Annotated in this window: 18 protein-coding genes; 13 read left to right on the forward strand and 5 right to left on the reverse strand. The window is 51.2% G+C overall.

Going from position 1 to position 24,342, the window contains the following annotated elements; genetic code table 11:
* Positions 1 to 153 precede the first annotated feature (153 nt).
* From JW984_10340 to JW984_10365, 6 genes are all read left to right on the forward strand, one after another.
* Entirely contained in the window at positions 154 to 462 is a 309-nt protein-coding gene (locus tag JW984_10340) for a tetratricopeptide repeat protein (protein ID MBN1573582.1), read from the forward strand.
* Between the two features lie 46 nt (positions 463 to 508).
* Positions 509 to 886: a tetratricopeptide repeat protein gene (locus JW984_10345; GenBank protein ID MBN1573583.1), complete on the forward strand. Its 378-nt coding sequence runs from the start codon at positions 509 to 511 to the stop codon at positions 884 to 886.
* A 487-nt stretch (positions 887 to 1,373) separates the two neighbouring features.
* The gene (locus JW984_10350; protein ID MBN1573584.1) at positions 1,374 to 3,050 is read left to right on the forward strand and encodes a long-chain fatty acid--CoA ligase; all 1,677 of its coding nucleotides are present in this window, start codon (positions 1,374 to 1,376) and stop codon (positions 3,048 to 3,050) included.
* Positions 3,051 to 3,646: 596 nt separating this feature from the next.
* Positions 3,647 to 5,629: an electron transport complex subunit RsxC gene (gene rsxC, locus JW984_10355; protein MBN1573585.1), complete on the forward strand. Its 1,983-nt coding sequence runs from the start codon at positions 3,647 to 3,649 to the stop codon at positions 5,627 to 5,629.
* A gap of 41 nt (positions 5,630 to 5,670) precedes the next feature.
* On the forward strand, positions 5,671 to 6,306 hold the full coding sequence (locus JW984_10360; protein MBN1573586.1) for a methylenetetrahydrofolate reductase C-terminal domain-containing protein: 636 nt from the start codon (positions 5,671 to 5,673) through the stop codon (positions 6,304 to 6,306).
* Positions 6,307 to 6,412: 106 nt separating this feature from the next.
* Positions 6,413 to 7,309 carry a methylenetetrahydrofolate reductase gene (locus tag JW984_10365; protein MBN1573587.1) on the forward strand — a complete coding sequence of 299 codons (897 nt, stop codon included), beginning with the start codon at positions 6,413 to 6,415 and terminating at the stop codon, positions 7,307 to 7,309.
* Between the two features lie 258 nt (positions 7,310 to 7,567).
* Here the strand turns inward: JW984_10365 and JW984_10370 are convergent, their stop codons facing one another.
* The 5 genes from JW984_10370 to ybgF form a co-directional block, all read right to left on the reverse strand.
* Positions 7,568 to 8,464 carry a bifunctional 5,10-methylenetetrahydrofolate dehydrogenase/5,10-methenyltetrahydrofolate cyclohydrolase gene (locus JW984_10370; protein ID MBN1573588.1) on the reverse strand — a complete coding sequence of 299 codons (897 nt, stop codon included), beginning with the start codon at positions 8,462 to 8,464 and terminating at the stop codon, positions 7,568 to 7,570.
* An 88-nt stretch (positions 8,465 to 8,552) separates the two neighbouring features.
* Positions 8,553 to 10,424 (reverse strand): formate--tetrahydrofolate ligase, encoded by a 1,872-nt coding sequence (locus JW984_10375; GenBank protein MBN1573589.1) that lies wholly within the window; start codon positions 10,422 to 10,424, stop codon positions 8,553 to 8,555.
* A 587-nt stretch (positions 10,425 to 11,011) separates the two neighbouring features.
* A complete protein-coding gene (acs, locus tag JW984_10380; protein MBN1573590.1) occupies positions 11,012 to 12,976 on the reverse strand; it encodes an acetate--CoA ligase in 1,965 nt (654 codons plus the stop codon).
* A 107-nt stretch (positions 12,977 to 13,083) separates the two neighbouring features.
* Positions 13,084 to 14,361, reverse strand: coding sequence for an OFA family MFS transporter (locus JW984_10385; GenBank protein MBN1573591.1), 1,278 nt, complete (start codon positions 14,359 to 14,361; stop codon positions 13,084 to 13,086).
* A 479-nt stretch (positions 14,362 to 14,840) separates the two neighbouring features.
* Complete coding sequence (gene ybgF / locus JW984_10390; GenBank protein MBN1573592.1) at positions 14,841 to 15,725, reverse strand: tol-pal system protein YbgF; 885 nt, start codon at positions 15,723 to 15,725, stop codon at positions 14,841 to 14,843.
* A 238-nt stretch (positions 15,726 to 15,963) separates the two neighbouring features.
* Between ybgF and JW984_10395 the strand changes: the two genes are divergently transcribed.
* From JW984_10395 to JW984_10425, 7 genes are all read left to right on the forward strand, one after another.
* The gene (locus JW984_10395; protein ID MBN1573593.1) at positions 15,964 to 16,563 is read left to right on the forward strand and encodes a sigma-70 family RNA polymerase sigma factor; all 600 of its coding nucleotides are present in this window, start codon (positions 15,964 to 15,966) and stop codon (positions 16,561 to 16,563) included.
* A gap of 343 nt (positions 16,564 to 16,906) precedes the next feature.
* Positions 16,907 to 17,173: a zf-HC2 domain-containing protein gene (locus JW984_10400; protein MBN1573594.1), complete on the forward strand. Its 267-nt coding sequence runs from the start codon at positions 16,907 to 16,909 to the stop codon at positions 17,171 to 17,173.
* Between the two features lie 78 nt (positions 17,174 to 17,251).
* Positions 17,252 to 18,208, forward strand: a complete 957-nt coding sequence (gene trxB / locus JW984_10405; GenBank protein ID MBN1573595.1) for a thioredoxin-disulfide reductase — start codon at positions 17,252 to 17,254, stop codon at positions 18,206 to 18,208.
* 111 nt (positions 18,209 to 18,319) lie between these two features.
* Positions 18,320 to 18,532, forward strand: a complete 213-nt coding sequence (locus tag JW984_10410) for a zinc ribbon domain-containing protein (GenBank protein MBN1573596.1) — start codon at positions 18,320 to 18,322, stop codon at positions 18,530 to 18,532.
* A gap of 460 nt (positions 18,533 to 18,992) precedes the next feature.
* Positions 18,993 to 20,348, forward strand: coding sequence for a nucleotide sugar dehydrogenase (locus tag JW984_10415; protein ID MBN1573597.1), 1,356 nt, complete (start codon positions 18,993 to 18,995; stop codon positions 20,346 to 20,348).
* A gap of 208 nt (positions 20,349 to 20,556) precedes the next feature.
* The gene (locus JW984_10420; protein MBN1573598.1) at positions 20,557 to 22,206 is read left to right on the forward strand and encodes a hypothetical protein; all 1,650 of its coding nucleotides are present in this window, start codon (positions 20,557 to 20,559) and stop codon (positions 22,204 to 22,206) included.
* Between the two features lie 37 nt (positions 22,207 to 22,243).
* Positions 22,244 to 24,028, forward strand: a complete 1,785-nt coding sequence (locus JW984_10425; GenBank protein MBN1573599.1) for a FecR domain-containing protein — start codon at positions 22,244 to 22,246, stop codon at positions 24,026 to 24,028.
* The last annotated feature ends 314 nt before the right edge of the window (positions 24,029 to 24,342 follow it).

Genomic DNA, 24,342 nt, shown 5'->3' on the forward strand with positions numbered 1-24,342 from the left:
CTGTTTTCTCTGTTTTTACAATACTTTGGAAAGATTTGATGTCCATGATTTACCTTATCATGGTGGCAAATCTTTTACAATCACCTAGATTTATTTGAATATAGTCTTGAAAAACTTCTCGGTTATGATTTAAGCCAAATCGATAATATAGAGGTGAAAAAGGAGCTATCAAGGATTTGTAATGATTATGCAATAGCATTTCTATCTCGTGGAGGTGATCAAAAAAATCCTTCTAGAGAGGATTTACAGAAAGCTAAAGATATGTACAACGTAGCCATGGCGTTAGATGAAAGGAATATTGATTCTGTGATAGGACTCGCTTCAATTTATCGGAGAATAGAAAAAGACTATAAAACTGCTCTTAAGTATTATGAATATGCTTCGAAAATAGACCCAGAAGATCCTGGTGCAAAATATGGTATTAAAATTTGTACAGAGGAACTCATGAAACTGAATAAATAATTTTAGAGAAAAGTGGGAATTTGCTTATCTTTGCAGGAGACCAAATATGAAATTATTGCGAACCAAATCCTTGATTGTTATTCTGTCATTATTCCTTTTCATCATCCCCGCCCACGCCTCGGAGCTTTCGAAGCTCATCGAAAAGGCCGACGCCGCCTTTCACGCCGATGACTACAAGACGGCGGCCGAGCTTTACACCAAGGCCATCAAAATCGATTCATCGGACTACATGGCCTGGCTAAACCTCGGTTTCAGCCTGGCGGAGCTGGAGCGGTATGATGAGTCGCTGAAGTGCTATGAAAAGGCGGTGAAGTTGGGGACGCTTTTTAGAGAAACATCCCCTATCAAAGGTGAATCTCAAAAATGGTATTTAGAAGGAGTTAAATATGAAAATACTAATACAAAAAAGGCTTTAGAATATTAGATAAAAGCTCTTAAAGAAAATCCCTCATCAGGAACTATATTATATACTATTGCAATATTTTATAAAAACAACCTATCCAATTATGAAATGGCTGAAGAATTTTTAAAAGAAGCTATTATAACCGATCCTCTTTTTACACTTTCATACGGAGGATTAGGAACGTTTTATTATGATAGAGGATTAAAAGAGAATTGTATATATTACTACTCGGTTTTTTTGAAAGTGTACCCATATTATAAGAATAAAGATACTGTTCTCGAACGAATCAAAGAATGCCAGGAACTCCTCAAAAACCAGCAGCAGTAGCTGGAGACCTCCATGCCGTTCAGGCTAAGTAAAATCAGCGATACGGAATACGTCCTCGAATATGCAAAGCAAAATCAAATAAAGCCGAATAAATCTGAAATTTAAGAAAACTCATTTTTTTCTCGCATTTCATATCCATTACAAGTATTATTGAAAAAGTTTTTTTGAAAGGGGGAATAGTATGGAAGATCGTTTGTGGTTTAAATCTTACGTCAAGGGGGTGCCCACCTCCATCGATTTCAGGGAAAACACCACCCCGGAATTCCTGGAGATAACGGCGGAGAAGTTCGGCAAGAGGATCGCCCTCAACCTTATGGGGAAGAAGATCTCCTACAAGGAGCTGAACGAGATGTGCAACCGCTTCGCCAATGCGCTTATCGACATCGGGGTAAAGAAGGGGGACAGGGTGGCGCTCATGCTCCCGAACCTGCCCCAGATGGTGATCGGTTATTACGGGGCGTGGAGGGCGGGGGCGGTGCCCGTTCCGAACAACCCCCTTTACACCGACAGGGAGCTGGAGTACCAGTTCAACGACTGCGGCGCGGAGCACCTCGTAACCCTCGATCTCCTCGCGCCGAGGATGCTGGCCTTGAAGCCGAAGACCAAAATAAAAAACATTATATCCGCACATATAAACGATTATCTCCCATTCCCGGCCAAGCAGCTATTCCCGAAGTTGAAGAAAGGTATGTACTTCAAATACGAGAAGGCTCCGGGCTACTACCAGTTCTTGGATCTGATGAAGGCCTCCCCAAAGCCGACCGGCATCAAGAACTCTCTTGACGATCTTGCCCTGATACCATATACGGGGGGAACCACGGGGCCGTCGAAGGGGGTCATGCTGACCCACAGGAACATCTCGTGCGTAACCCAGATGGCCCAGTCGTGGTTCTTCGATTTTATCGAACAGGAGATGATGGAGCTCGCCACGTTCCCCTTTTTCCACATGGCGGGTTTCAACGCCGTGATGACGCTTGCCATAATAAACGGGTGGACGATGGTCCTTGTCCCGAGGCCGGAGCCGAAGGCCTGTCTCGACCTGATGATAAAATACAAGCCGGAGATCATCCCGGCCGTCCCGACGATATACGTGGGGCTCCTGGATTTGCCGGAGTTCCATAAGCAGGATTTATCTTTTGTGACCGGCTTCTTCTCCGGGGCGGCCCCCTTGGCGCTGGAGACCATAAACGGCCTCAAGAAAGCCACTGGCGCCGGCATCGTGGAGGCCTACGGGATGACGGAGTCGTCGACCTTCATCAGCGTAACACCCTGGCGGGGCACACTCAAGCCGGGGAGCGTCGGCGTCCCGATCCCTGAGTGTGACGTCAAGATAGTAGATATCGAAACCGGGAAGAAGGAGATGCCGATAGGGGAAGAGGGGGAGCTGATCTTCACCGGCCCCCACCGGCTGAAGGGCTACTACAACAGGCCGGAGGAGACCAAGAACTCGATCAAGGACGGGTGGTTTTACACCGGGGATATCGCGAAGATGGACGAAGACGGGTATATTTACATCGTGGACAGGAAGAAGGACATGATAATCGCCGGCGGATACAACATCTACCCAAGGGATATTGACGAGGTCTTATTCGAGCACCCGAAAATCGTGGAGGCGTGCGCCGTGGGCGTTCCGCATGAATATCGGGGGGAGACGGTCAAGGCCTTCATTGTCGTCAAGGAGGGCGAGACACTAACAGAGGAGGAGCTCGACAAATATTGCAGGGAGAAGCTCGCCCCCTACAAGGTACCGAAGCTCTACGAGTTTCTGGACGCTCTTCCAAAGTCGGCGGTCGGAAAGATCTTGAGGAGGGAGCTCAGGGATAAGGAGATTAAGAAGGGACAAGATCGATCGATTTGATGAAAAGAGTATCTGCATAGTTGTAGAGACGGGGGTTTTATAGCCCCCGTCTCTCGATTGCCACATTCAAGGGAACGTCCGATCAGTCTACGACCTGTCATGTGGAAGTTGTGGAGTTAATCAACCTGCTGCTTAATTTTTCTCCAAGTTTTAAGGCACATGCTATAATTTTCGTATTATATTTCAATTCCTTTCAAACCTCTTCATATTAATATCAAATCCATTTCGAGCGGTGTATTTCAAACGGCGGTTAAATAGCAAATAAGATATCAAATAAAATATCGAATAGAAAAGCGAATAAAAAGCGCTGTTATCCTGATTTAGATACATTGCGGTAGTCGATCGGCAGTCGAGGCGCGCCTTTATGATACACACCTTAAATTGTTGTGGAGGCTATTACTTTCTATTTGCAAATTGCCCGCACCCTTGGCCGGAACTTATTACCCTTTGGTCATATATTGTTTGTCAAAGCCATGAAATATTGTTAAGATAACCCCAGTATTTTTTTAATCCAAAAATACTGGGATTAGGAAATAGTTAAAATGTGTATCCAGGGGATTTATAAGGGCAAACTGTAGGGGTAAAGGGCAAAGGTAATGGAAGTAGCGGTCAAGGACAGGGACGAGTTTCGAGAGCTTCTTAAGGGCGTTGAAAACGTGGCGATTTTTGCCTGCAAGCTCTGCTTCAAGGAGTTTGAGCGGGATCGGTCCGATGAACTGGAGGGGATCAGGGAGGCGATCGAGGCCGCCGGGAAAAATATCGCGGTGATCGAGGAGATCGATTTTCTCTGCATCCGCACGTCTACGGAAAAAGTTCTTACTACGATCGACCTCGACAAGGTCGATGCGATCGTCACCTCCTCGTGCGGCGTGGGCACCCAGCTCCTTGCCTCTATTTCGGAAAAACCGGTGGTCGCGGGCGCGGACACGATGGGGGGAGCTCTCTTTCGGGGCTTCGTGCCGGAGGGGGAGGCGGGAAAGCTCTGCAGGGCGTGCGGGCAGTGTGTCTTGAATTACACGGGGGGGATATGCCCCGTTTCCTACTGCCCAAAGTTTCTCCTCAACGGGCCGTGCGGCGGTGCCGTGAACGGAAAGTGCGAGGTGGACGGAGAGAGGGACTGCGTCTGGCTCAAGATATACGAACGCCTCAAGAGACAGGGGAGGACCGACTTGATGAAGGGAGGCGTGAGGGTCATGGACCACGGCCGCCCCGCGTTTGACGAGGTTAAGTCCCTTGCCGACGACGCGACAGCCCGCCGTGGGCTGGGCTTCTACGGCGGGGTCTTCCCCCTGGAGATGAAGGAGGCTACGGCGGGGTCGGAAATAGAAACCCTCCCCATGCCGGAAATCCTGGTCGTTCCGGTAAGCCAGCAGATCGGGGCGCCCAATGCGGCCGCCGTCAGGGTTGGGGACGAGGTGAAGATGGGAGACCTGATTGCTAAGGCGGACGCCTTCGTCTCGGCGCCGGTCCACTCGCCGGTAAGCGGAAAAGTTATGGCGATAGAAGCGAGGCCCCATCCCGTCATCCCCGTCGAAGTCAAGGCGATTGTAATCGAGAACGACCACAAGGACACCTTGAGCGAATCGGTGGCCCCGGGAAAGTCGGTTAACGATTTGACGGGAGATGAGATAATCGAGATCGTGAGGGATAAGGGGATTGTGGGGATGGGGGGAGCGATGTTTCCCACTCACGTCAAGATAAGGCCGGTAAAACCTATCGATCTTTTGATCATAAACGGGTGCGAGTGCGAGCCGTTCCTCACCGCTGACCACAGGATGATGGTGGAGAAGCCCGGGGAGATAGTGGAGGGGATAAGGCTTATCGCTAAGGCGGCGGGCGTCAAGGAGTGCATCATAGCAGTCGAGGACAACAAGCTGGACGCCGTCGAGGCGCTGAAAAAATTCGAGTGGGGCGGCGTGAGGGTCGAGGTCCTGAGGACGAAATACCCCCAGGGGTCGGAGAGGATGCTGGTCTGGAGACTGACGGGAAAGGAGGTGCCGAAGGATGGAGGTCTCCCCCTCGACGTGGGCGTGGTGGTCTCAAACGTCGGCACCGCATACGCCGTCTACGACGCCGTTGTCAACGGGATGCCGTTGATCGAGAGGGTCGTGACGATCACGGGAGACGGGATAAAAAGGCCCGGAAACTACAGGGTAAGGGTGGGGACGCCCATCTCGTATCTTTTGGAGGAGGTGTCGGACATCCCCCCCAGGGAGCTTTTATCGAAAAAGCGGGTCAAGGTGGGGGGGGCAATGATGGGGATCGTTCAGTCCACCCTCGACGTCCCGGTTTTAAAGGGGACATCCGGGGTGACGGTGCTGCCCCTTCCCGACATCGAGGCGGGGGAGTCGGACAGATGCATAAGATGCGGAAATTGCGTCTCCGCCTGTCCCATGGAGCTTATGCCCCACCGGCTCTGGCATTGCGTGAAAGAGAGGGATGTCGAGAGACTCAAGGAATATGCCGTCTATAACTGCATCGAGTGCGGGTGCTGCGAATATATATGCTCCGCAAAGCTCCCGCTGGTGGGGTTCTTGAAGGAGGGAAAGCGGATGTTAAAAGATGCGGAGAATAGGTGACGAAACTGTTACGTAAACGGCGATGGAGATAAAATAAAGATATGCTCGTGACTCGGATCAAACCAGCGGAGGAGTTCGACGGCCTGCTGCCGAAGTCGATATTTGTAGTGTACTGCCTCGGCTGCAGGGAAGTATTCTTTCCCCTTAAGGAGGCGAGGGAGAAGGTCGAAGGATTAAGGGGGTCAGGGATTGAGGTAACCGGAGAGGAAATAGCCGACTACCTCTGCAGGGGAAAATTTGCCGAGAGGAGACTCAAGCTCTACTCCGGGGAGATAAGCAAGGCGGACGGGGTCCTCGTATTCTCATGCGGCGTGGGTGTTCAGGTTGTTGCGGAGAAGATAACCGATGTAAAGGATATTCCGGTCTTTACCGCCTGCGACACGGTTAGGCTCGCCGGCTTCGCCGGGCTTACTCCCTCGGAGCTCGACTGCGTAATGTGCGGCCAGTGCGTTATTGGGCTGACCTCCGGGATCTGCCCCGTGGCGAACTGCCCCAAGGGGCTCGTCAACGGGCCGTGCGGCGGGGCGATGGATGGCAGGTGTGAAATAAGCCCCGAGAAGGACTGCGTCTGGATCGTTATCTACGACCGCCTGAAAAGGCAGGGACGCCTGAAATTGCTCGAGAAGATTAAGCCCTTCAGGGATCACACGGCATCCGAGAGGGGTGTGAAGTTTTAGGGGGCAAGAAATTGTATATTTTGAATACGGCCTCGCGCCGGGCCGGTCGTCGATCGGAAGGCATATAAATCATGTTTGACTAATTGAACACCGAGGAGGTTTAGGGGTGAGCAAACTGCAGGAATCCCTTGAGGGCGGGAAGTTTACCTTTACTGGCGAAATAGGCCCGCCGAAGGGCAACAACGTCAAGCCGGCCCTCCAAGAGGCTGAGGAGTTTCTAAAAGGGAATGTGGCCGCGGTAAACGTTACCGATATTCAGACCGCGGTGATGAGGGTGGGGTCTTTCGCCCTCTGCATAATGTTAAGGGAGATGGGCATTGAGCCGATCATGCAGATGGGCTGCAGGGACAGAAACAGGCTTGCGCTGCAGTCCGACCTTCTCAACGCATCGATATTCGGGATAGAAAACATCCTCTCCATCACGGGAGACCACATCGTCCTGGGAGACCATCGGGATGCGAAGCCGGTCTTCGACCTCGACTCGGTGAGTCTATTAAGGGCGATGACGCTTATCGAGAGCGGAACGGATATGGGAAGGACGACGAAGGGGGAGCCGAACGTCCTCGACGGCGTCCCTAAGTTCTTCAAGGGGTGCGTGTCGGCTCCCTGCGCTGAGGAGGTGGATCTCCAGGTGATGAAGCTGGAGAAGAAGGTGGCCGCGGGAGCGCAGTTCGTGCAGACCCAGGCGGTTTTCGACCTCAAGGCGTTCGAGGCGTTCATGAAGAAGGTGGAGCACCTGAAGGTCCCGATACTGGCGGGGATCGTTATTCTCAAGGGCGCCGGGACGGCGAGATATATGAACAAGAAAGTCCCGGGAGTAACAGTGCCGGATAAGCTGATCGAAAGGCTCGCCTCCGCCGAAAAAGAGGATGTGCCGAAGGTAACCGTTCAGATCGCCGGAGAGCTGATCCACGAATTGAAAGATATGTGCCAGGGGGCACATATCATGTCGCTGGGCTGGGGCAGATACGTTCCGGCAATAATAGAGGCCGCAAAGCTTTAGGGATATTTAACGGGTTTGAAATCCACAAATTTGACGGGAGCGGTGAGAGATCACGGTTAGTCAAATATTTGATATATAGAATCGGGCTGTAATCGTAAGTAACTTGTAGGAGCTGCTAAAAATCAGTCTCTAAATTTTAAATGGATAATCTCAGTACCCCGCGAAAAAAAGACGGCTGAAGGGGCAGGCGGTCTATTTGAAGGTGTGAGGAAGAGGCCGGCACATTTGCGCCGGCATTGCGATCCTTAAGCAAGATCTTTAAGATATTGCCTTCTCGGCGGCCTTGAGGGTGTTTTTGAGGAGCATGGCGATGGTCATGGGGCCGACGCCTCCCGGGACGGGGGTTATCAGGGATGCTCTCTTCTTTGCCTCCTCGAACTCGACGTCCCCTTTGAGCTTTCCGTCTTCCATCCGGTTCATGCCCACGTCTATGACGACGGCTCCCTTTTTGATCCATGCTCCCCTTATCATCTCCGCCTTTCCGATCGAGGCGACCAGAATGTCCGCCGTTCCCACCAGCTTGTCGAGGTCTTTTGTCCTGGAGTGGCACATTATTACTGTTGCGTGCTCCCGCATGAGCATAACTCCTATCGGCTTTCCGACGATGTTCGATCTCCCGACGACGACGGCCACTTTTCCCTCTATTTTGACGTCGTGGCGGTAAAGCATTTCCATGACGCCCGAGGGAGTGCAGGGCTCCAAGGTTCCCTCGGGCACTGGGGGCCTTTTCAGGGGGTCGTCTTTTCTCCGGTAATCTGTGGAGAGGAGCTTTCCGAAGTTTATGTATGTGATGCCGTCCACGTCCTTTTCCGATGCGACCCTCTGGGTCACCGTCTCGGCGTCCAGATGCTTGGGCACGGGGAGCTGGACAAGGAGGCCGTGAACGCCTCTGTCGGCGTTCAATCTGTCGATGATCCCAAGGAGCTCGTCCTGGGGTGTGTCCTCGGGGAGCTTGATCGTGTCGGAATCTATCCCTACTTCGGCGGCGAACCTGCTCTTGTGTCCAACGTACACCTTGGACGCCGGGTCTTCCCCGACCAAGATCACCGAGAGCTTCGGGACCTTCCCCGTCCTTTTCTTCAGCGCCTTAACGCCCCTGGCCACGTCTTCCCGAACGGATTGTGCTATCGCCTTTCCGTCTATGATGTTTGACATGATCTGCCGCCTCCACTTTGTCTTTGATTCAAGCGCTTTGCTTTTTCCTGCGGTGACGGCTTAGGCGTCTCCGCAAGATGCAAAAATTTTAGAATAATCCCTTTACCAGACCGGTTTCGAGGTCTACGTCCATGTCGATAAAGACGGGACGCGAGGGGAGTCCAGGCATTGTCCTCATGGCGCCGCAGAGGGGATAAAGGAAACCCGCGCCCACGGACGCCCTGACGTCCCTGATGGGAAGGCTGAATCCCTTCGGCACGCCCTTGAGCGTGGGGTCGTGGGAGAGCGACAGGTGCGTCTTCGCCATGCAGAGGGGGAGATTGGAAAGCCCTATATCGGTAAAAAGCTTGATATTCTTCTCCGCTTCGACCGAATAGTAGATACTGCCCGCCCCGTAGATCTCCATTGCGATGGTCTCGATCTTTTCCTTGATCGACATGTCATCGGGATAGAGGAGCTTGAAATCGCTCTTCTTTTCACATGCGGCCACGACCGCCTCCGCGAGCTCCGCGCCCCCCTCTTCGCCTTTCGCCCAGACGTCGCTCAAAATGGCGCCCTCGGCCCCCGCTTCCACCGCGGCCCTTTTGACCAGCTCGATCTCCGCATCGGTATCGGTAATGAACCTGTTGCAGGCGACCACCACCGGCACGCCGAACTTCTTGGCGTTTCTTATGTGTACCTGAAGGTTTTCAACGCCCGCCTCTAAAAGGGACAGGTTTTCTTTTTTATAGGCCTCGTCCAGCGGTTTTCCAGGAGTTACGGTCGGGCCGCCGCCGTGCATCTTGAGCGCCCTTACCGTGGCGACGATCACGACGCAGTTCGGAACGAGTCCCGAGTAACGGCACTTGATGTTCATGAACTTCTCCATGCCGCAGTCCGCTCCGAAGCCCGATTCCGTAACGACGTACCCGTCGGGAACGAGCTTCAGCGCTATCTTGTCCGCTATTATGGAGGAGTTTCCTTGGGCGATATTCGCGAAGGGGCCGGCGTGAACGAAGGTGGGGGAGCCGTTCAGGGTCTGCATGAGGTTGGGCATGATGGCGTCTCTCAAAAGCGCCGTCATCGCGCCGGCGACGCCGAGGTCTTCGGCCGTAAGCGGCTCCTTGTCCTTGTTTGTGCCGAAGATGATATTTCCCATCCTCTTCCTGAGGTCGGCCAGGTCGCTGCAGAGGGCCAACGCCGCCATGATCTCGGAGGCCGCGGATATGTCGTACCCCGCCTGGCGGGGCCTGCCGTCCATGTCGCCGCCGAGTCCGACGACGATGTTTCTCAAGGAAGAATCGTTGATGTCGACCACCCTGTTCCAGCTTATGGAGTAATCGTCGATATCGAGCTTTGCGAATTTTTTCTTTTCTTCCGCCGTAAACTTCTTCGGGTTCTTGTTTGGGTCGATTCTGAGCTTGATGAGACGAGTCTTTTGTGAGTCCGTAAAGGTGTTGTCTTTGATAAGCGCGTTGAACATCCCCTCGTGCGTCTGCCTCGATTCGTGGAGTCTCCGCGAGTCTATGGCGGCGGCGAGCAGGTTGTGGGCAGCGCTCACGGCGTGAATGTCTCCCGTGAGGTAGAGGTTGATATCCTCCATGGGAATTACCTGGGCATATCCACCGCCGGCGGCCCCGCCCTTGATCCCGAAGGTCGGTCCCTGGGACGGCTGGCGGATGCAGGTAAAGGCCTTCTTGCCGATGAACTTCAGGCCCTGGCTCAACCCTATTGTCGTTACGGTCTTCCCCTCGCCCAGTGGCGTGGGGGTTATTGCCGTGATTACGATGTATTTTCCGTCGGGGCGATCCTTGAGCTTCTTCAGGATGTCCAGGTGAACCTTCGCCTTGTACTTCCCGTAGTAGTAAAGGTAATCTTCGGCGATCCCGGCTTCCTCGGCGACCTCCCCGATGGGCCTGATCCTTGCGGCCTGTGCAATTTCGATGTCGCTGGGCACCTTCTTCTTGACATCAACGAGCATCTGTTCCTCCGTTTTGTTCTGAAATATGTGTAGGCTTCAATGATTGAGGATGACAAAAAAACTTTATCACAATTTAGATAACCTGTCTTAACGCCTATGGTTGTTGTGTTTGAATATCGGTGTGTCTTTGTGGTTGTGACGGGAATTACAGTTCCAACTAGGGAAGGCCAAGGGGCATAGAAATTCAGCTCTATATGAGTGTTTTAAGAAACTTGGAATCAAAACTTCCGAACCGTTATTTCTGCAATATCTTTAAATTTCTTTTTAAGACTATTTAATAATTCTTCTCTGTTGTTTTGATATAAAAAATTCAACATTATTAAACCTGTTCTTGAAGGGTAATGATATACTTTAAGGGAATTGAAAGTCAATAAAAAACTTCGTTTTATCTCCTTGATTGAATCCTTTTATTGTGATGGGAAAACTTTTTATATTATCTCCCCCTATCCTTTCTCGTTTATGCTTCAGGGTTCATAAGTATCTAATCGACGTGCCTGCAATAGGGGCGGGCCTATTATTTAACGATGGTATTAAAAAAGGGGGAGAATTTCTCTCCCCCTTTTGCTGATCGTTTTTTGATTTGAATCTTACTTGATCATGTTTTCCACAAGGTCCTTGACAACAGCCGGATCGGCGAGGGTGGATGTGTCACCCACGGCCTCGGGCTGATTTTCGGCGATCTTTCTTAAGATTCTCCTCATGATCTTGCCGGAGCGGGTCTTCGGGAGTCCATCTGCAAACTGGATCTTGTCCGGAGTGGCAATGGGGCCGATCTCCTTTCTTACGTGCTGCACCAGCTCTTTTCTGAGCTCATCGCTCTTTTCCACGCCGGCGTTCAGGGTTACGTATGCGTAGATCCCCTGACCCTTGATGTCGTGCGGGAACCCGACCACCGCGGCCTCGGCCACCTTCGGGTGGGCGACAAGGGCGCTCTCCACCTCGGCCGTTCCCATTCTGTGTCCGGAGACGTTGATGACGTCGTCGACGCGGCCCGTGATCCAGTAATAACCGTCCTCGTCCCTTCTGGCGCCGTCTCCCGTGAAGTAATACCCCGGGTACTGGACGAAATATGTCTCCTTGAAACGCTTCGGATCTCCGTAGACGCCCCTCATCTGGCCGGGCCAGGAGTGCTTGATGCAGAGGGAGCCCTCGCCGGGACCCTCTATCTCTTTGCCGTTGGCGTCAACGAGGCAGGGACTGACTCCGAAGAAGGGAAGTGTTGCGCTGCCCGGTTTTGTATCCCACGCCCCCGGTAAGGGAGTGATGAGGATTCCGCCGGTCTCGGTCTGCCACCATGTATCGACGATGGGACATTTTTCCTTTCCGATGTTTGTGTGGTACCAGCCCCATGCCTCGGGGTTAATGGGCTCTCCAACGGTACCCAGAAGCTGAAGGCTCGAGAGGTTGCGCTTTTTGACGTGATCGAGGCCTTCCTTTGCGATTGCGCGGATTGCCGTGGGTGCCGTATAAATGATGTTGACCTTGTATTTATCCACGACGTCCCAGAAACGGCCCCAGTCTGGGTATGCGGGCACGCCCTCAAACATGATGGACGTCGCGCCGTTTGCCAAGGGACCATAGACTATGTAGGAGTGTCCTGTTACCCAGCCTATGTCGGCAGTACACCAGTACATGTCTCCGTCGTGGTAGTCGAAGATCAGCTTGTGGGTGTATGCGACGTAGGTAATGTAGCCGCCGGTGGTGTGCATAACGCCCTTCGGCTTTCCGGTGGAACCCGATGTGTAAAGGATGAAGAGAGGATCTTCGGCGTCCATCTCTTCACAGGGACAATCGTCGCTGGCCTTTGCCATGAGGTCTTCCCACCAGAGGTCTCTGGAATCGTCCCAAGCGCACTTGATCTTGTCGCCGACCCTCTTTGCTACTATGACCTTTTCGATCTTGGTGCCTTCGCAGGCCTTGTCGGCGTTATCCTTCTGGGGAACCGCCTTGGAACCCCTGAAGGTGCCGTCGCAGGTTACCAGAATTTTTGAATCGCAGTCGACTATCCTGTCCTTCAATGCGTCTGCGGAAAAGCCTCCGAAGACGATGCTGTGTATGGCCCCGATGCGGGCACAGGCGAGAAGGGCAATGGCAAGCTGGGGTATCATCGGGAGATAGAGAGTTACCCTGTCGCCCTTTTTTACGCCTACGCTCTTAAGGACGTTGGCGAACTTGGAGACCTCGGTGAGGAGCTCCCTGTAGGTGTATTCCCAAGCCTCGCCGGGCTCGTTGCCCTCGGCGATCAGCGCCTTCTGGTTTTCCTTTTCAGTTCCCATGTGCCTGTCAAGGCAGTTGTAGCAGGCGTTCAGCTTTCCGCCTATGAACCACTTGATCTGGGCTTCCTTGTAGTTTTCTTCGTTTACCTTATCCCATTTCTTATACCAGGTGATGTATTCATCGGCAACCTTTCCCCAGAAACCATTGGGATCCTTTATTGATTCGTCCCACATCTTCTGGTACTCTTCGCGGCTTTTGATATAAGCTTTTTTAGTGAAACTCGCCGGTGGGGCGAATTTCTTTCCTTCAAAGGCACTTGCTTTTTCATTCGCCATATTTGATCCTCCTTGAAAATTCTATCGCTAGATTTAAAGGTTTTTAAAATCGTTCCTTTTCTTTGATACAAAAGACTATTTCCCCTAAGTCGCTCCTATGGTCTTTCCTAACCGGCCTTGTTGTGGTGCGGGGGCTTGGTGACAAGCGAGATCATAGCGGCGATAAAGCAAAGCGTAGCCGCCGGCACGAACGCCCAGAGGTAGTTTCCGGTTAAGTCGAAGACCTTGCCGCCGAGCAGGGGTCCTACTACTCCTGAAACGCCGTATGCCGTAAAGATAACCGCGTAGTTCGTGCCCAGGTTTTTCGGTCCAAAAAAGTCAGCGGTGGCCGTGGGAAAGAGCGAGAAGTTACCGCCGAAGTTAAAGCCGATGAGGCCCGCAATGATATAGAGGGTGGCCATCGTTCCGCCCATCCATATGATGGCTAACATCATTATGCTCTGAAGGAGGGTCATAAGGAAGATGGAGCGAGGCCTGCCGATCTTGTCGGAGATAGTCCCCCAGGTAATTCTTCCCAGGCCGTTCAGGAGGGAGAAGATGACCATAGCCGTTCCGGCAACCGCCGATGCATCGCCAACGAAATTATTGGCTTCAAGGGACGATATGCCGAAGAGCTTAATGTTTCCGATTACAAGCAGACCCGCCATAGCCGAAAAGGCGTACATCAACCAGAGCATCCAGCACTGGGGGGTTTTCATGGTCTCGGACGGTGTGAAGTTCTCGCCTCCCGAGGGAGCGGCGTTGGTCGCGGCGGGGGGCTCCCATCCCTCCGGCTTATATCCTTCCGGAGGATTTATCAAGACTATAGAGCCCAAAGATATCGACACGATAAAAATTATCCCGTAGATTGCAAAGGTGTTGAGAACGCCGTAGTTGTCGATGAGTTGACCCCATGCGCCGCCGAGCTTGACCCAGATCATGGCGCCGAAGCCAAAGCCGGCAACGGCAAGTCCAGTAATGAGGCCCTTTTTGTCGGGAAACCACTTTACGGACGCGGCAATGGGGCACACGTAGGCAAGACCGATTCCCGCTCCGCCTATCACGCCGATACAGACAATCTGGCCCAGGAAGCTTGTTCCAAAAAATTTGGCGAGTATATAGCCGATCCCCAGGATGAGTCCGCCGGCAAAGGCGACCTTTCTCGGCCCTACCTTATCCTGCCATCTTCCCGCAAAAATCATGGCAATGGCAAAAACAAGGATGCAGACGGAAAAGATCCACTGAGTCTGCGTTGCGGAAAAACCAAAATCCGTAACGCCGTCAGAGATTGTTCCTTTCAGGTATGGCGTAAAGACTGACCATGCGTAAATCGCCCCTAAGCTCAACTGAACCAAGATAGCGCCGACAACGACCCACCATCGGTTCATTAATTTCTCATTTGACATCAAATTCTCCTTTGAATGGTTAATCGAATAACGTAAATATCTGCTTTACTATTTAAAACGGAATCAACTCAAAAAAGTATCCACCGTTATTAAATTCAGTCCCGATTTGGTCAATTTCTTTATGTAGGACAATAATCTCCTAAGATAACTGGAAATTATATATTGAGTCCAATATCCTGTCAAGAAAAAATTGAATGAACACTCAATCATTCCCATTTTTATCATATTTGAAATTGTCGGGGGGAGAATGTTTTAGCAGCGGCCTTTTCAAGGTTATTGGGCATTGAAAGGACCTTGAGGGTGGTATTGCTCCTTGAAACGATGATTGAGAATTGACGGAAACGGCCCCTTGAAATTAGACGGGTCGGTAACCCGTCATTTGCAAAAACTCTTTAAGAAAGATGGGGATTACACTTCATATGCAATCCCCACCGTTGCTTGATAAACAAAAAAAACCTTAAGTCAAGATAATCAAACCGTTACAGCTTCTCCAGCTTCTTTTTGGCAAGCTCCGCCTGGGGCTCCCCGGGGTACTTCTTGATCACCTCCATCAGTGCGCTTCTGGCGTTATCCGTATCGCCCATTGCGGCAAAGGCGTATCCGATCTTTAGAAGCGAGCTTGCAACCTTGTTGCCGTCGGGATACTCTTTTATGACCCGGCTGTATTCCAGGATCGCCCGCTCGTAGTCCCCCTTTTCGTAATAGCAGTCGCCCACGCCGAAGCGGGAGTTGTCCGCAAGGGGCGATTTAGGGTATGCCTTGAGGTAGGCCTCGTAGGACTCGATCGCGCCGTCGTAGTCTTTCTTCTGGAACTTCTCCTTTGCGCTGTTGTAGATCGCCTCGTTCCCCAGCTCCGAGCCTATGGTGTCGTCCACCGCGGGCTTCTTGGGGGATTCGGTCGTCTCTACCTCGGTTTCCGTCGTCTCCGTCTCGGTATCGGTCGGCGAATTAGTCTTTGTGGGCAGCGGGGGCGTAATGCCGAGCTTCTTCTCTATCGCCGCGAGCCGTTTCTCGATTTCGTAAAACCTGTTCTCCATCTCGGCTATAGTTCTGTTGACGACCTCCTTCAGAACCTTGAGGTCCTTAATGCCCTGCTCGAATTCATGGGCGCTCTCCTCGTATGTTCCGCGCAGGGACTTCAGCTCTTCCTGCACGGTGTAGTAGTTCGCTCCAGTTTCCGCACTCCTTTCGAGGGTCTTGTCCTTCAGCGTGCTCATCTCCTCCCTGAGGCTTGAGACTTCCCTCTGGAGATTGTCTACCGTGGACATTGATGCGCAGGAAGAGACGATGGCCGAAGACAGAAAGACTATTATGAGGGGAATAGGGGCGTGTTTTAAGGCTTTGACATTGAAAACTTTAAACATTGATTTCCTCCTCGATGGTACCTTTTAATTGTTAAAAATGACATATTAATGTATTATAGTACTATCTATTTGAGACATGGAAGTAAATATTTTGTTCCTTGGATTATACCAGCTGTGTCAGGAATTATCAAGGCGATTGTTGACGTTGATGGGAAGGGGGGGAATCATAATATATAGGCGGTCTGTCGACTGGCGGCAGAAAATTTTAATGAAACGTATCTATTCTCGATTCATCTAAATGAAAGAATACGATAAGTTAGAAGATGCAAGGCTCGTTGAATTGGTTCAGGGTGGGGATGGAAGGGACTTTGAGGCGTTCGAGGAGCTCGTCAGGAGATATGAGAGGAAGATATACGGCCACTCCTTGAGGCTCTTGGGCAACAGGGAGGATGCCGAAGACGTCCTCCAGGAGACCTTTTTGAACGCCTTTCGCGCAATAAATGGCTTCAGGGGGGATTCATCTTTTTCCACCTGGATATACAGGATTGCCACAAACAACGCCCTGATGAAGCTGAGAAAATCGGGAAGGGTGGAGGTGGAATTCAACGACGATCTTCCCAACATCATACCTTCGGAGGATAGGGCGCCGGTCGGGTACATTGACAGCCCGGTGGACGCCCTCCTTGAAAAGGAGCTTCTGTCCGAGCTCGATTCGGCCGTTGGGAAGCTCCCCGAAAAGTATCGAACGATATTCCTCCTGAGGGACGTGGAGGAGTTCTCCACGGAGGAGACAGCCGAAATCTTGGGGATAACGGAGTCGGCGGTGAAATCGAGGCTTCACCGGGCAAGGCTGTTCTTGAGGGAGTCGCTGGATCACCTGATGGAGGGGGGGCTATAGAGTTCTATGTTGTGGGTGTTGAGTGTCTTTTTTAGTAGGGGGGTGGATGTCATAATTTGGGGACGGATTACATGTTTCGGTGGGGGGGTAGTAATTCCGCATATTGAACTTATGGGGCGTAGGGGGTCTGATGGTCTGATTTGGAAAGAGGGCGGGATGTTTGGGTAGCGGTGGGGGGAGGATGGTCTGATTTCGGGATTAGGTGGGGAGTTAGGTCGACGGGGTGGGGCGATTTTTCAAGGGCGATGATTGATCGCAGGGGGGGCAAAGGGCGAATCGCATATTTTATTGACCGGCGTGATATATATTAATTATTCCCAAGTGATTTTTGGATAAATGAGAGATGAGCGATTACGACTGCAGGAGGGTATGCGATCTCCTATCGGCCTATATAGACGGGGAGCTTGCCGAGGACGAGAGGCGGAATTTGGAGACACATCTTGACAACTGTCTGCACTGCAGGGTCTATCTCAAGTCCCTGAATTTCACGGTGAATATCTCGAGCAGGCTCGAGGGGCATAAGCCATACGAGATGCCGCAGGAGGTCAGGACAAAGCTCAGGGCGTTTTTGAGGGAAAGGTGTATGTGCGGCGATAAGGAGAAGGGTTGAGAAAACGGTCTTTTTAATTGGATTCTTAGGTTGCAATAAAGGGCATTATATATATATATTAGAAGTAAGGGATAAAAAATGGCGGATTACGACGTGACAGTTGTCGGGGGCGGGCCCTCCGGCCTGACGGCCGCCCTCTATGCATCGAGGGGCGGATTGAAGACCATCCTTCTTGAGAAGATGACGCCCGGGGGATTGGCCCAGACGACAGACATTATCGAGAACTATCCGGGCTTCCCGGAGGGTGTCTCCGGGCCGGAGCTTATGGTATTGATGGAGGAGCAGGCGGGTAGGTTCGGGGCCGAGTTCAAGACCATCGTCGAGGTGACGGAGATAGAGAATCTTAACGGCGATCAATTTTCAGTGGTGACGTCCAACGAGTCATTTTCGTCAAAGAGCGTGATCATAGCATCGGGAGCGGAGCCGAAGAAACTGGGCATCCCCGGGGAGGGGGAGTACACGGGGAGGGGTGTAAGCTACTGCGCGGTGTGCGACGGCGCCTTTTTCAAGGACGCCGAGGTGGCTGTTATCGGGGGCGGAAACTCCGCGACGGAGGAGGCGCTTTTTCTGACAAAGTTTGCAAAAAAGGTCAAACTGATCCACAGGAGGGACAGGCTTAGGGCCGACAAGATAAACGCGGACAGGGCCGAGAAAAATCCGAAGATCGAGATTATCTGGGACACCGTTCTCGAAAAGATCGTCGGCGGGGACAAGGGGGTCTCGGCAATAAGGCTCAAGAACATCAAGAAGGGCGAAGAAACGGAGCTTGCCATAGAGGGGGTCTTTATCTACGTCGGCTATCGGCCCAACACGGAATTCGTTAAAGATTTGGTGAGACTCGACGAATACGGATTCATCATAACCGACGGCGAAATGAACACGAGCGTGCCCGGGATCATGGCCTGCGGGGACGTTAGGTCGAAGGCTTTGCGTCAGATCGTGACCGCCGCCGGCGAGGGCGCTACGGCGGCGTTCGCAGCGGAGAAGTACATAGAAAAGCTGGAAAAAAGGGAGTACGAGGAGTTCAAGGGTTAGGCACGGCGGGCTTTGCGGGGCACGTCTTCATGTGCATATCAATAGCGGCAGATAATGGATCGTCGATAATTGATCGGCGGAAGGTTCAAAGAAATTGAAAGTGAGGTTTTTATGCCTTTGTACGAATATAGATGCAAAAAGTGTGGAAATATCTTCGAGCTGTTCCACAGGATGAGCGAGGACGCATCAGATACTCCGTGCCCGGAGTGCGGAGAGGTTGGGCCGGAAAAACAGATGTCGGCTGTGTCTTCGGTCTCCAAGGGCGGCGGGGAGAGTCTTGCCTCCTCATCGTGCGGTCACAAGGGACACGGCGGATTCTCCTGAAATTAGGGAGTCCCTTCCGAGTTTCGGAAGAAAATAATGGCTTGTTGGCGAAAACGTCTTATCTCGATACAGGTTAGACTTTTTCGCAAGCGGAAGAAACATGTTTGGGGCCCTTTCTTTGGGCCCCTTCAGCTTTTAATGCATTGTGTTTTTGGCCTCTTTAATCTTCGATTCCGTAAAGGATGAGGGGCGTATCTGTGTTTGCCCGCCTTCTCTAATCCATTATCGTTCTATCTGTGTGGAATAAAGTTTAAAAACCTCAAAGGAAAAAACTACATTGATGTCGTTTTTTTGAATTTTTTTGTTTCAATTCCTTTAAAAATTGTGTATACTACTCAATTACCTAATTGCCAGTCCGCGGTTAACTGCGATCGGCCTCAATTAGGAAGGGTAAATTGGTGTTGGTTTATCGATTTTTTAAACTAAAGATAGGAAAAGGAAAATTTCAAGGGGATTTGTTATGACCGCAAAAGATGCAGTGACGAAAATTGCCGTAATCGGTATGGGATATGTGGGGATACCGTGTGCCGCTTTATTGGCCGAAGTCGACGGATTCGAAGTAACGGGGATACAGAGGCGCTCCAAGAGGAGCGGATGGAAGATTGACGCGATAAACGCGGGTAAGTCGCCCATCGAGGGGGATGAGCCGGGGCTCGACGAGCTTATCGCCAAGGTGGTTAAGAAAGGCACGTTTAAGGTGACCGACGATTTTTCGGCCATCTCGGACATGGACATTGTCCTGATAGACGTGCAGACACCCACGGATGGAACCGACCATAAGCCGCAGTATCTGTCGTTGAAGGAGGTGGCCCGGGAGATCGGTACGTACATGAAAAAGGGAGTTCTCATTATAACCGAATCCACCGTGGCGCCGGGAACGACTGAGCACGTCGTTCAGCCGATACTGGAGAGGAAGTCGGGATTGAAGGCCGGGGCAGATTTCAGCCTTGCCTATTCTTATGAGAGGGTCATGCCAGGAAAGCTCATTGACTATATAGTAAACCTCCCGAGGATAGTGGGGGGGATAGATAAGGAGAGCGAGATCAGGGCAAAGGAGATGTATGGGAAGATCGTCAAGGCGGAGATCCACACTACGGACGTCCTTACGGCCGAGACCACGAAGACCATCGAGAACGCCTACCGCGACGTAAACATCGCCTTTTCAAACGAGATGGCCCTTATCTGCGAGAGCCTCGGACTCGATGTATACGAGGTGCAGAGACTGATCAACACCAGGGAGGAGAGGATGATGCACTATCCCGGTTCCGGCGTCGGCGGCCACTGTTTGCCTAAGGACACGTGGCTTTTGCTCTACGGCCTCAAGATGTACGGACAGAAGGAGGTCGAGACCAATTTTGTCCAGCTGGCCAGGAGCATCAACGAATATATGCCTCACCATATGGCAAACCTTCTCTCGGAGTGTCTGGAGGAGAAGGGTGTTGAGCTCCCCGACGCGAAGATCGTGATCCTCGGGGTTGCCTACCTCGAAAACTCCGATGACACGAGAAACACGCCGGCGTACTCGCTGATTTCAAACCTCTCCGCCTACGGCACCGAAATCATAGCCCACGATCCATTTGTGCGGGATTTCCCCGAGGCCGAGCTTTCAAAGGACCTGATGGGGGCGGCAAAGGGCGCTGATGCGCTGCTTTTGGTGACAAAGCACGCAGAGTACTACGACATGGATCTCGCAAAGCTGAAAAAGACTATGAGAACGCCGATCATCGTAGACGGCAGGGACGTGATCGACCCTCTCAAGGCAAAGGATGCGGGATTTGTCTACAGGGGTATAGGAAAGGGAAACGCCAGGGCGTGAGAATCGTCGAGAAAAATTAAGCGAACCTTTGAATAGAAAAGGGGGCGGGGAGGTAGTCTTCGCCCCCTTTTTTTTGTTTTATTCCCTTCGATTTGTGATATATACAAAATTCCAATATTTAGACCGATATTTAACTTGACAATCCGTATAAAATTTTTATATAAATGATATGAAGTTTAACCTAATTATATATAGTTAAGGTGCCTTGATGAAAAAAACATCTGTTATTTTCGGCGCATTAGCAGTGTTAATATTTTTATACTCTTCATCCGCCGGCGCAATACAGTGGGACGACGGCCGTTTGACGGTCGATTACTCTATAGAAGTCTATCACGAGCAGGTATACGGGAATGTCACACGGTCTTCCCTTGATGTCCATAAAAAGGACAAGGACAACTGGCAATACAACGAGGAGTTCAGGCTCAAGCTCGATCAGAATATATCCGACAATCTGAATCTCGATTTCTTTTTCTACGGCCGCCACACGACGGACAAGGAGCTGACCAACTGGCGTTGGAAGCTCCTCCAGGCGTACCTGAGGCTCTACGGCGATGATTATGAGTTTGCGGTGGGGGATATCAGCGAGTACTATTCAAAATATACATTCAGGAACACGTTTCTTGGCGCAAAGGCCTGGTACAGGCCGGTTCCCGAATTCAGGATAATGGCCCTGGGCGGAAGAAACCGCGAGAGCGAACTCGATACCTTTGAGCACAGCTTCGGAAGCGTCAGGTTGGAGTTTGCCCCTCTCCCCGATTATTCCCTGGGCGCAACGTGGATTCACACTGAGATCACGAAGCTATGTGGGGAAACGTATGTAACCGATTACAGCAACGATGTCTGGGCGCTGGACACCGAGCTGCGCTTTTTGAAGAGGAAGCTCTTGATACGCGGAGAGGGGGCGTTGAGCTACTATGAGGAGGACAGAAACAACCCGCTGACGGATGAGGTGCAGGGATGGGCGGTATGGGCCAGGGCGGATTACAGGCCCATCAGAAAACTCAAGCTGTCCTTCGAATACGAGCGTGTCGATCCGATGTTCTACACGGTTATGGGAACGGCGTCCCCCGACAGGGAGAGCTTCAAGGGGATGATAAATTATAATCCGTCCCCCGAGTGGAAGTTTTGGGGAAAGTACCGGCACTACCGGAACGCCCTCCTCTCCAAGTCCGATGTGGATTTCAGGACAAATACCTACTACTCGGAGTTGGGGGCGACTTATCGTCCCTTTTACGATGATGATATCTACTTTAAATATCTCAAGCTCGATCTCGAATTGGATCACACCCACCGTATGAGCGAAGACCATCCGAAGTTTCCTAAAACCACCGATTATGAGACGTATAGACTGAAGTTGATGGCTTCAAACAGATACAAGAACATGTACTATTCTCTCGAGTATCGCCTGAGATACCTCGATGATCACAGGCCGGATGAGGCGGATACGGTAAACAACACCATAAGGGCCAACTGGAGGTACAACTTTAACGCATTAAACCTCGGTTGGGCGCTGGGACTCGGGGCCGGCTTCGATCTTAAGAGGACGTTAGAGAAGGTCCCGACGCCGAAGACGTATTTTGACACCACCACCATCCTTCACGCGGGCCTGGGTGTGAATTACGAGCCCACCAAGACAAACCTTAAGGCCTATTATGACGCCTCCTTCACCAACAGGGAGCAAGGAGACGATACGAGAAGAAACGTAACGGAGGTCGCCATCGAACAAGTCCTGTACGAGAATGAAATATTCAAGTCAATTGTGGGCGCAAGCTACAAGAACGTCGATTACTGGTCCCACGACTACACCGAAAGATACGGTGAAAATATATACATGTTTAACTTTTCTCTTCACTTTTAACCGTTCGAGATTCCATTAAAAAAATTTGAGGTAAGTTATGGGGAGTAAGGAGAACGTCAAGGGAGGCCTTGTTGCGGTCTTTACTTTTATCCTTTTTATCTCTTTCTGCCTTTTTGTCTTTGCGGCGAAGAAAGGCGCCGACAAGGCTGAGGTGATCTACGTCAGCGGCTTCGTGGATGCCAAGCTGAAGGAGACAGGAAAGACTGTAACGCTGGTGAAGGGGATGAAGGTTGGCCAAGGCGACGAGATAATGACCGATTCGGAGAGCTCGGTTGAGCTCAAGCTTACGGACGGGAGCATAATCAAGATCGGGGAGGACAGCCGAGTCGTTATAAAGGAGCTGGGCCAGGTGGAGATTACCAAGGTGAGCCGGAGCAAGTTCGAGCTTATCAAGGGGAAGGTACGGGCGGTGGTAAAACCTTTTGTCGACAAGGATTCGAAGTTTACGATCGAGACGGAGAACGCCACTATAGGCGTCAGGGGGACCGACTTCGGCGTCTCCTTCGACTTTGATACGGGCGGCACAGACATAATAAGCATCGAGGCCTGTGTATCGGTTGTGGCGAAGAAGATTCCGGGCCTTGATCCCATTGAGGTCTGTACGATGCAGGAGCTTTTGGTCTCCGGGGACAATCTCCCTGGAACCGTTTTGGGCGTTGACAAGGAGAAGTTGAAGGAATTCCTCGACGGCATGGAGATAAAGGTAGATATTAAAACACCGATAGATGTGGAGGATTTATTGCCCCCGGAGATCACATCGGCGATTTTAAACGGCAAGATAAACCTCGAGGATATCGATGATATCCTCACCCTTATGAAGAGTGATCTTAACTTTGAAAATATGTTGTCCATCGTCGGGACCGCCGTGGACGAAAATTTCTCGATAGCAAAGGTGGAGGTCAGCACGGACGGTGGAATGACGTGGAACAACGCCACCGGCACGGCCAATTGGTCATACAAGTTCAAGCCCGATGGGGGGATGGAATACGAGCTTATGTTCAGGGTCACGAACGTCAACGGAGACCAGTCCGAACCTGAAGACTTCGGATCGTTCATCATCAAGTTTCTCGACATAAGCTATGAAGATATTGCCAAGACGTTTATAGACAATTTTTTCAGATACGTAAAGAGCTCAGATACGATTAATCTGGGGGAGCTCATATCCGATCTCTACGACGGAAAGGCGGGGGGTTTTTACTCTAAAGACGAGCTGTTGGACGACAACCTTGAGGCGTTTTTGGACCTCGCAATGAGCTTGACGATAAGCTATTCCATAAATCAGGTTAGTTACGACGGAAAGAATATAGTTATCTCCACCAGCTGGACGGCGTCTATCGCCGGCGCGACTACCCGTGGGACGACGAAATGGTGGCTCTCCCAGTCGGAGAACTACACTCTCATACACACGGAGGGGAGCTGGTTTATCTCTGTAAGCATATCGTCCTCGGAGCCGGGGCTGACCGTGGAGAACGTCGATTTTACCGAAGTGCCGGCGGCGTGCTGCTGCATGGGGATCGAAGTGATGATGGTGGCGCCGAATATCCCCCAGAATGTACCCACGTTAACCGTAAACGCGGAAACCATATGTGGATCATTCTCCCTTATTCTGACCCGGGTGTATTACATGGCTGAAACGGGATATACCGATGGATTTGGCGGGAAGTTCCTAGTAATGGAATCTGGACCCTGCAATCCCCCTGCCTTTCCCTGTAACCTCTTGTTTCCGGTAGTTTTTAGTAATTCGTTTGATCCATCAAAGACGTTAAATGTTACATTTTCCGGGTACGGATATAATTTTTTAGAGACTATTACATTGCCTTAATGGCTTGTGTGATACCCGTCACTTGAAAATGAACCGTATATAATGTAAAATAAAAGCAGGGTTCAGTGCTCGGCCTTTTTTTCTGGATTATTTCAACCATTTTGGTAATATATCAGAAGATGAAATGCTATATCTGAGATTTAATAAGAAGTCATGGTTTTTATTTCAATATAGGGGGAATGGAGATGAAGAGCTTAAGGGGTAGATTTTTATGGGTGGTTCTTATAGTAACGGCATTGTCTATTGGAATCTGTTCTCTATTTGTCTTTGCGGAGCTGGGGGGTTCCGACAAGGCCGAGGTGATTTACGTCAGC

Origin of the sequence: Candidatus Zymogenus saltonus, from assembly GCA_016929395.1 — a bacterium.
GTDB classification, from domain to species: Bacteria; Desulfobacterota; Zymogenia; order Zymogenales; family Zymogenaceae; genus Zymogenus; species Zymogenus saltonus.

Coding starts and splice junctions, on each gene's coding strand:
- JW984_10345 (MBN1573583.1), top strand. CDS start 509: ATGAAATTATTGCGAACCAAATCCTTGATTGTTATTCTGTCATTATTC.
- JW984_10350 (MBN1573584.1), top strand. CDS start 1,374: ATGGAAGATCGTTTGTGGTTTAAATCTTACGTCAAGGGGGTGCCCACC.
- rsxC (MBN1573585.1), top strand. CDS start 3,647: ATGGAAGTAGCGGTCAAGGACAGGGACGAGTTTCGAGAGCTTCTTAAG.
- JW984_10360 (MBN1573586.1), top strand. CDS start 5,671: ATGCTCGTGACTCGGATCAAACCAGCGGAGGAGTTCGACGGCCTGCTG.
- JW984_10370 (MBN1573588.1), bottom strand. CDS start 8,464: ATGTCAAACATCATAGACGGAAAGGCGATAGCACAATCCGTTCGGGAA.
- JW984_10375 (MBN1573589.1), bottom strand. CDS start 10,424: ATGCTCGTTGATGTCAAGAAGAAGGTGCCCAGCGACATCGAAATTGCA.
- acs (MBN1573590.1), bottom strand. CDS start 12,976: ATGGCGAATGAAAAAGCAAGTGCCTTTGAAGGAAAGAAATTCGCCCCA.
- JW984_10385 (MBN1573591.1), bottom strand. CDS start 14,361: ATGTCAAATGAGAAATTAATGAACCGATGGTGGGTCGTTGTCGGCGCT.
- ybgF (MBN1573592.1), bottom strand. CDS start 15,725: ATGTTTAAAGTTTTCAATGTCAAAGCCTTAAAACACGCCCCTATTCCC.
- JW984_10395 (MBN1573593.1), top strand. CDS start 15,964: ATGAAAGAATACGATAAGTTAGAAGATGCAAGGCTCGTTGAATTGGTT.
- JW984_10400 (MBN1573594.1), top strand. CDS start 16,907: ATGAGCGATTACGACTGCAGGAGGGTATGCGATCTCCTATCGGCCTAT.
- trxB (MBN1573595.1), top strand. CDS start 17,252: ATGGCGGATTACGACGTGACAGTTGTCGGGGGCGGGCCCTCCGGCCTG.
- JW984_10410 (MBN1573596.1), top strand. CDS start 18,320: ATGCCTTTGTACGAATATAGATGCAAAAAGTGTGGAAATATCTTCGAG.
- JW984_10415 (MBN1573597.1), top strand. CDS start 18,993: ATGACCGCAAAAGATGCAGTGACGAAAATTGCCGTAATCGGTATGGGA.
- JW984_10420 (MBN1573598.1), top strand. CDS start 20,557: ATGAAAAAAACATCTGTTATTTTCGGCGCATTAGCAGTGTTAATATTT.
- JW984_10425 (MBN1573599.1), top strand. CDS start 22,244: ATGGGGAGTAAGGAGAACGTCAAGGGAGGCCTTGTTGCGGTCTTTACT.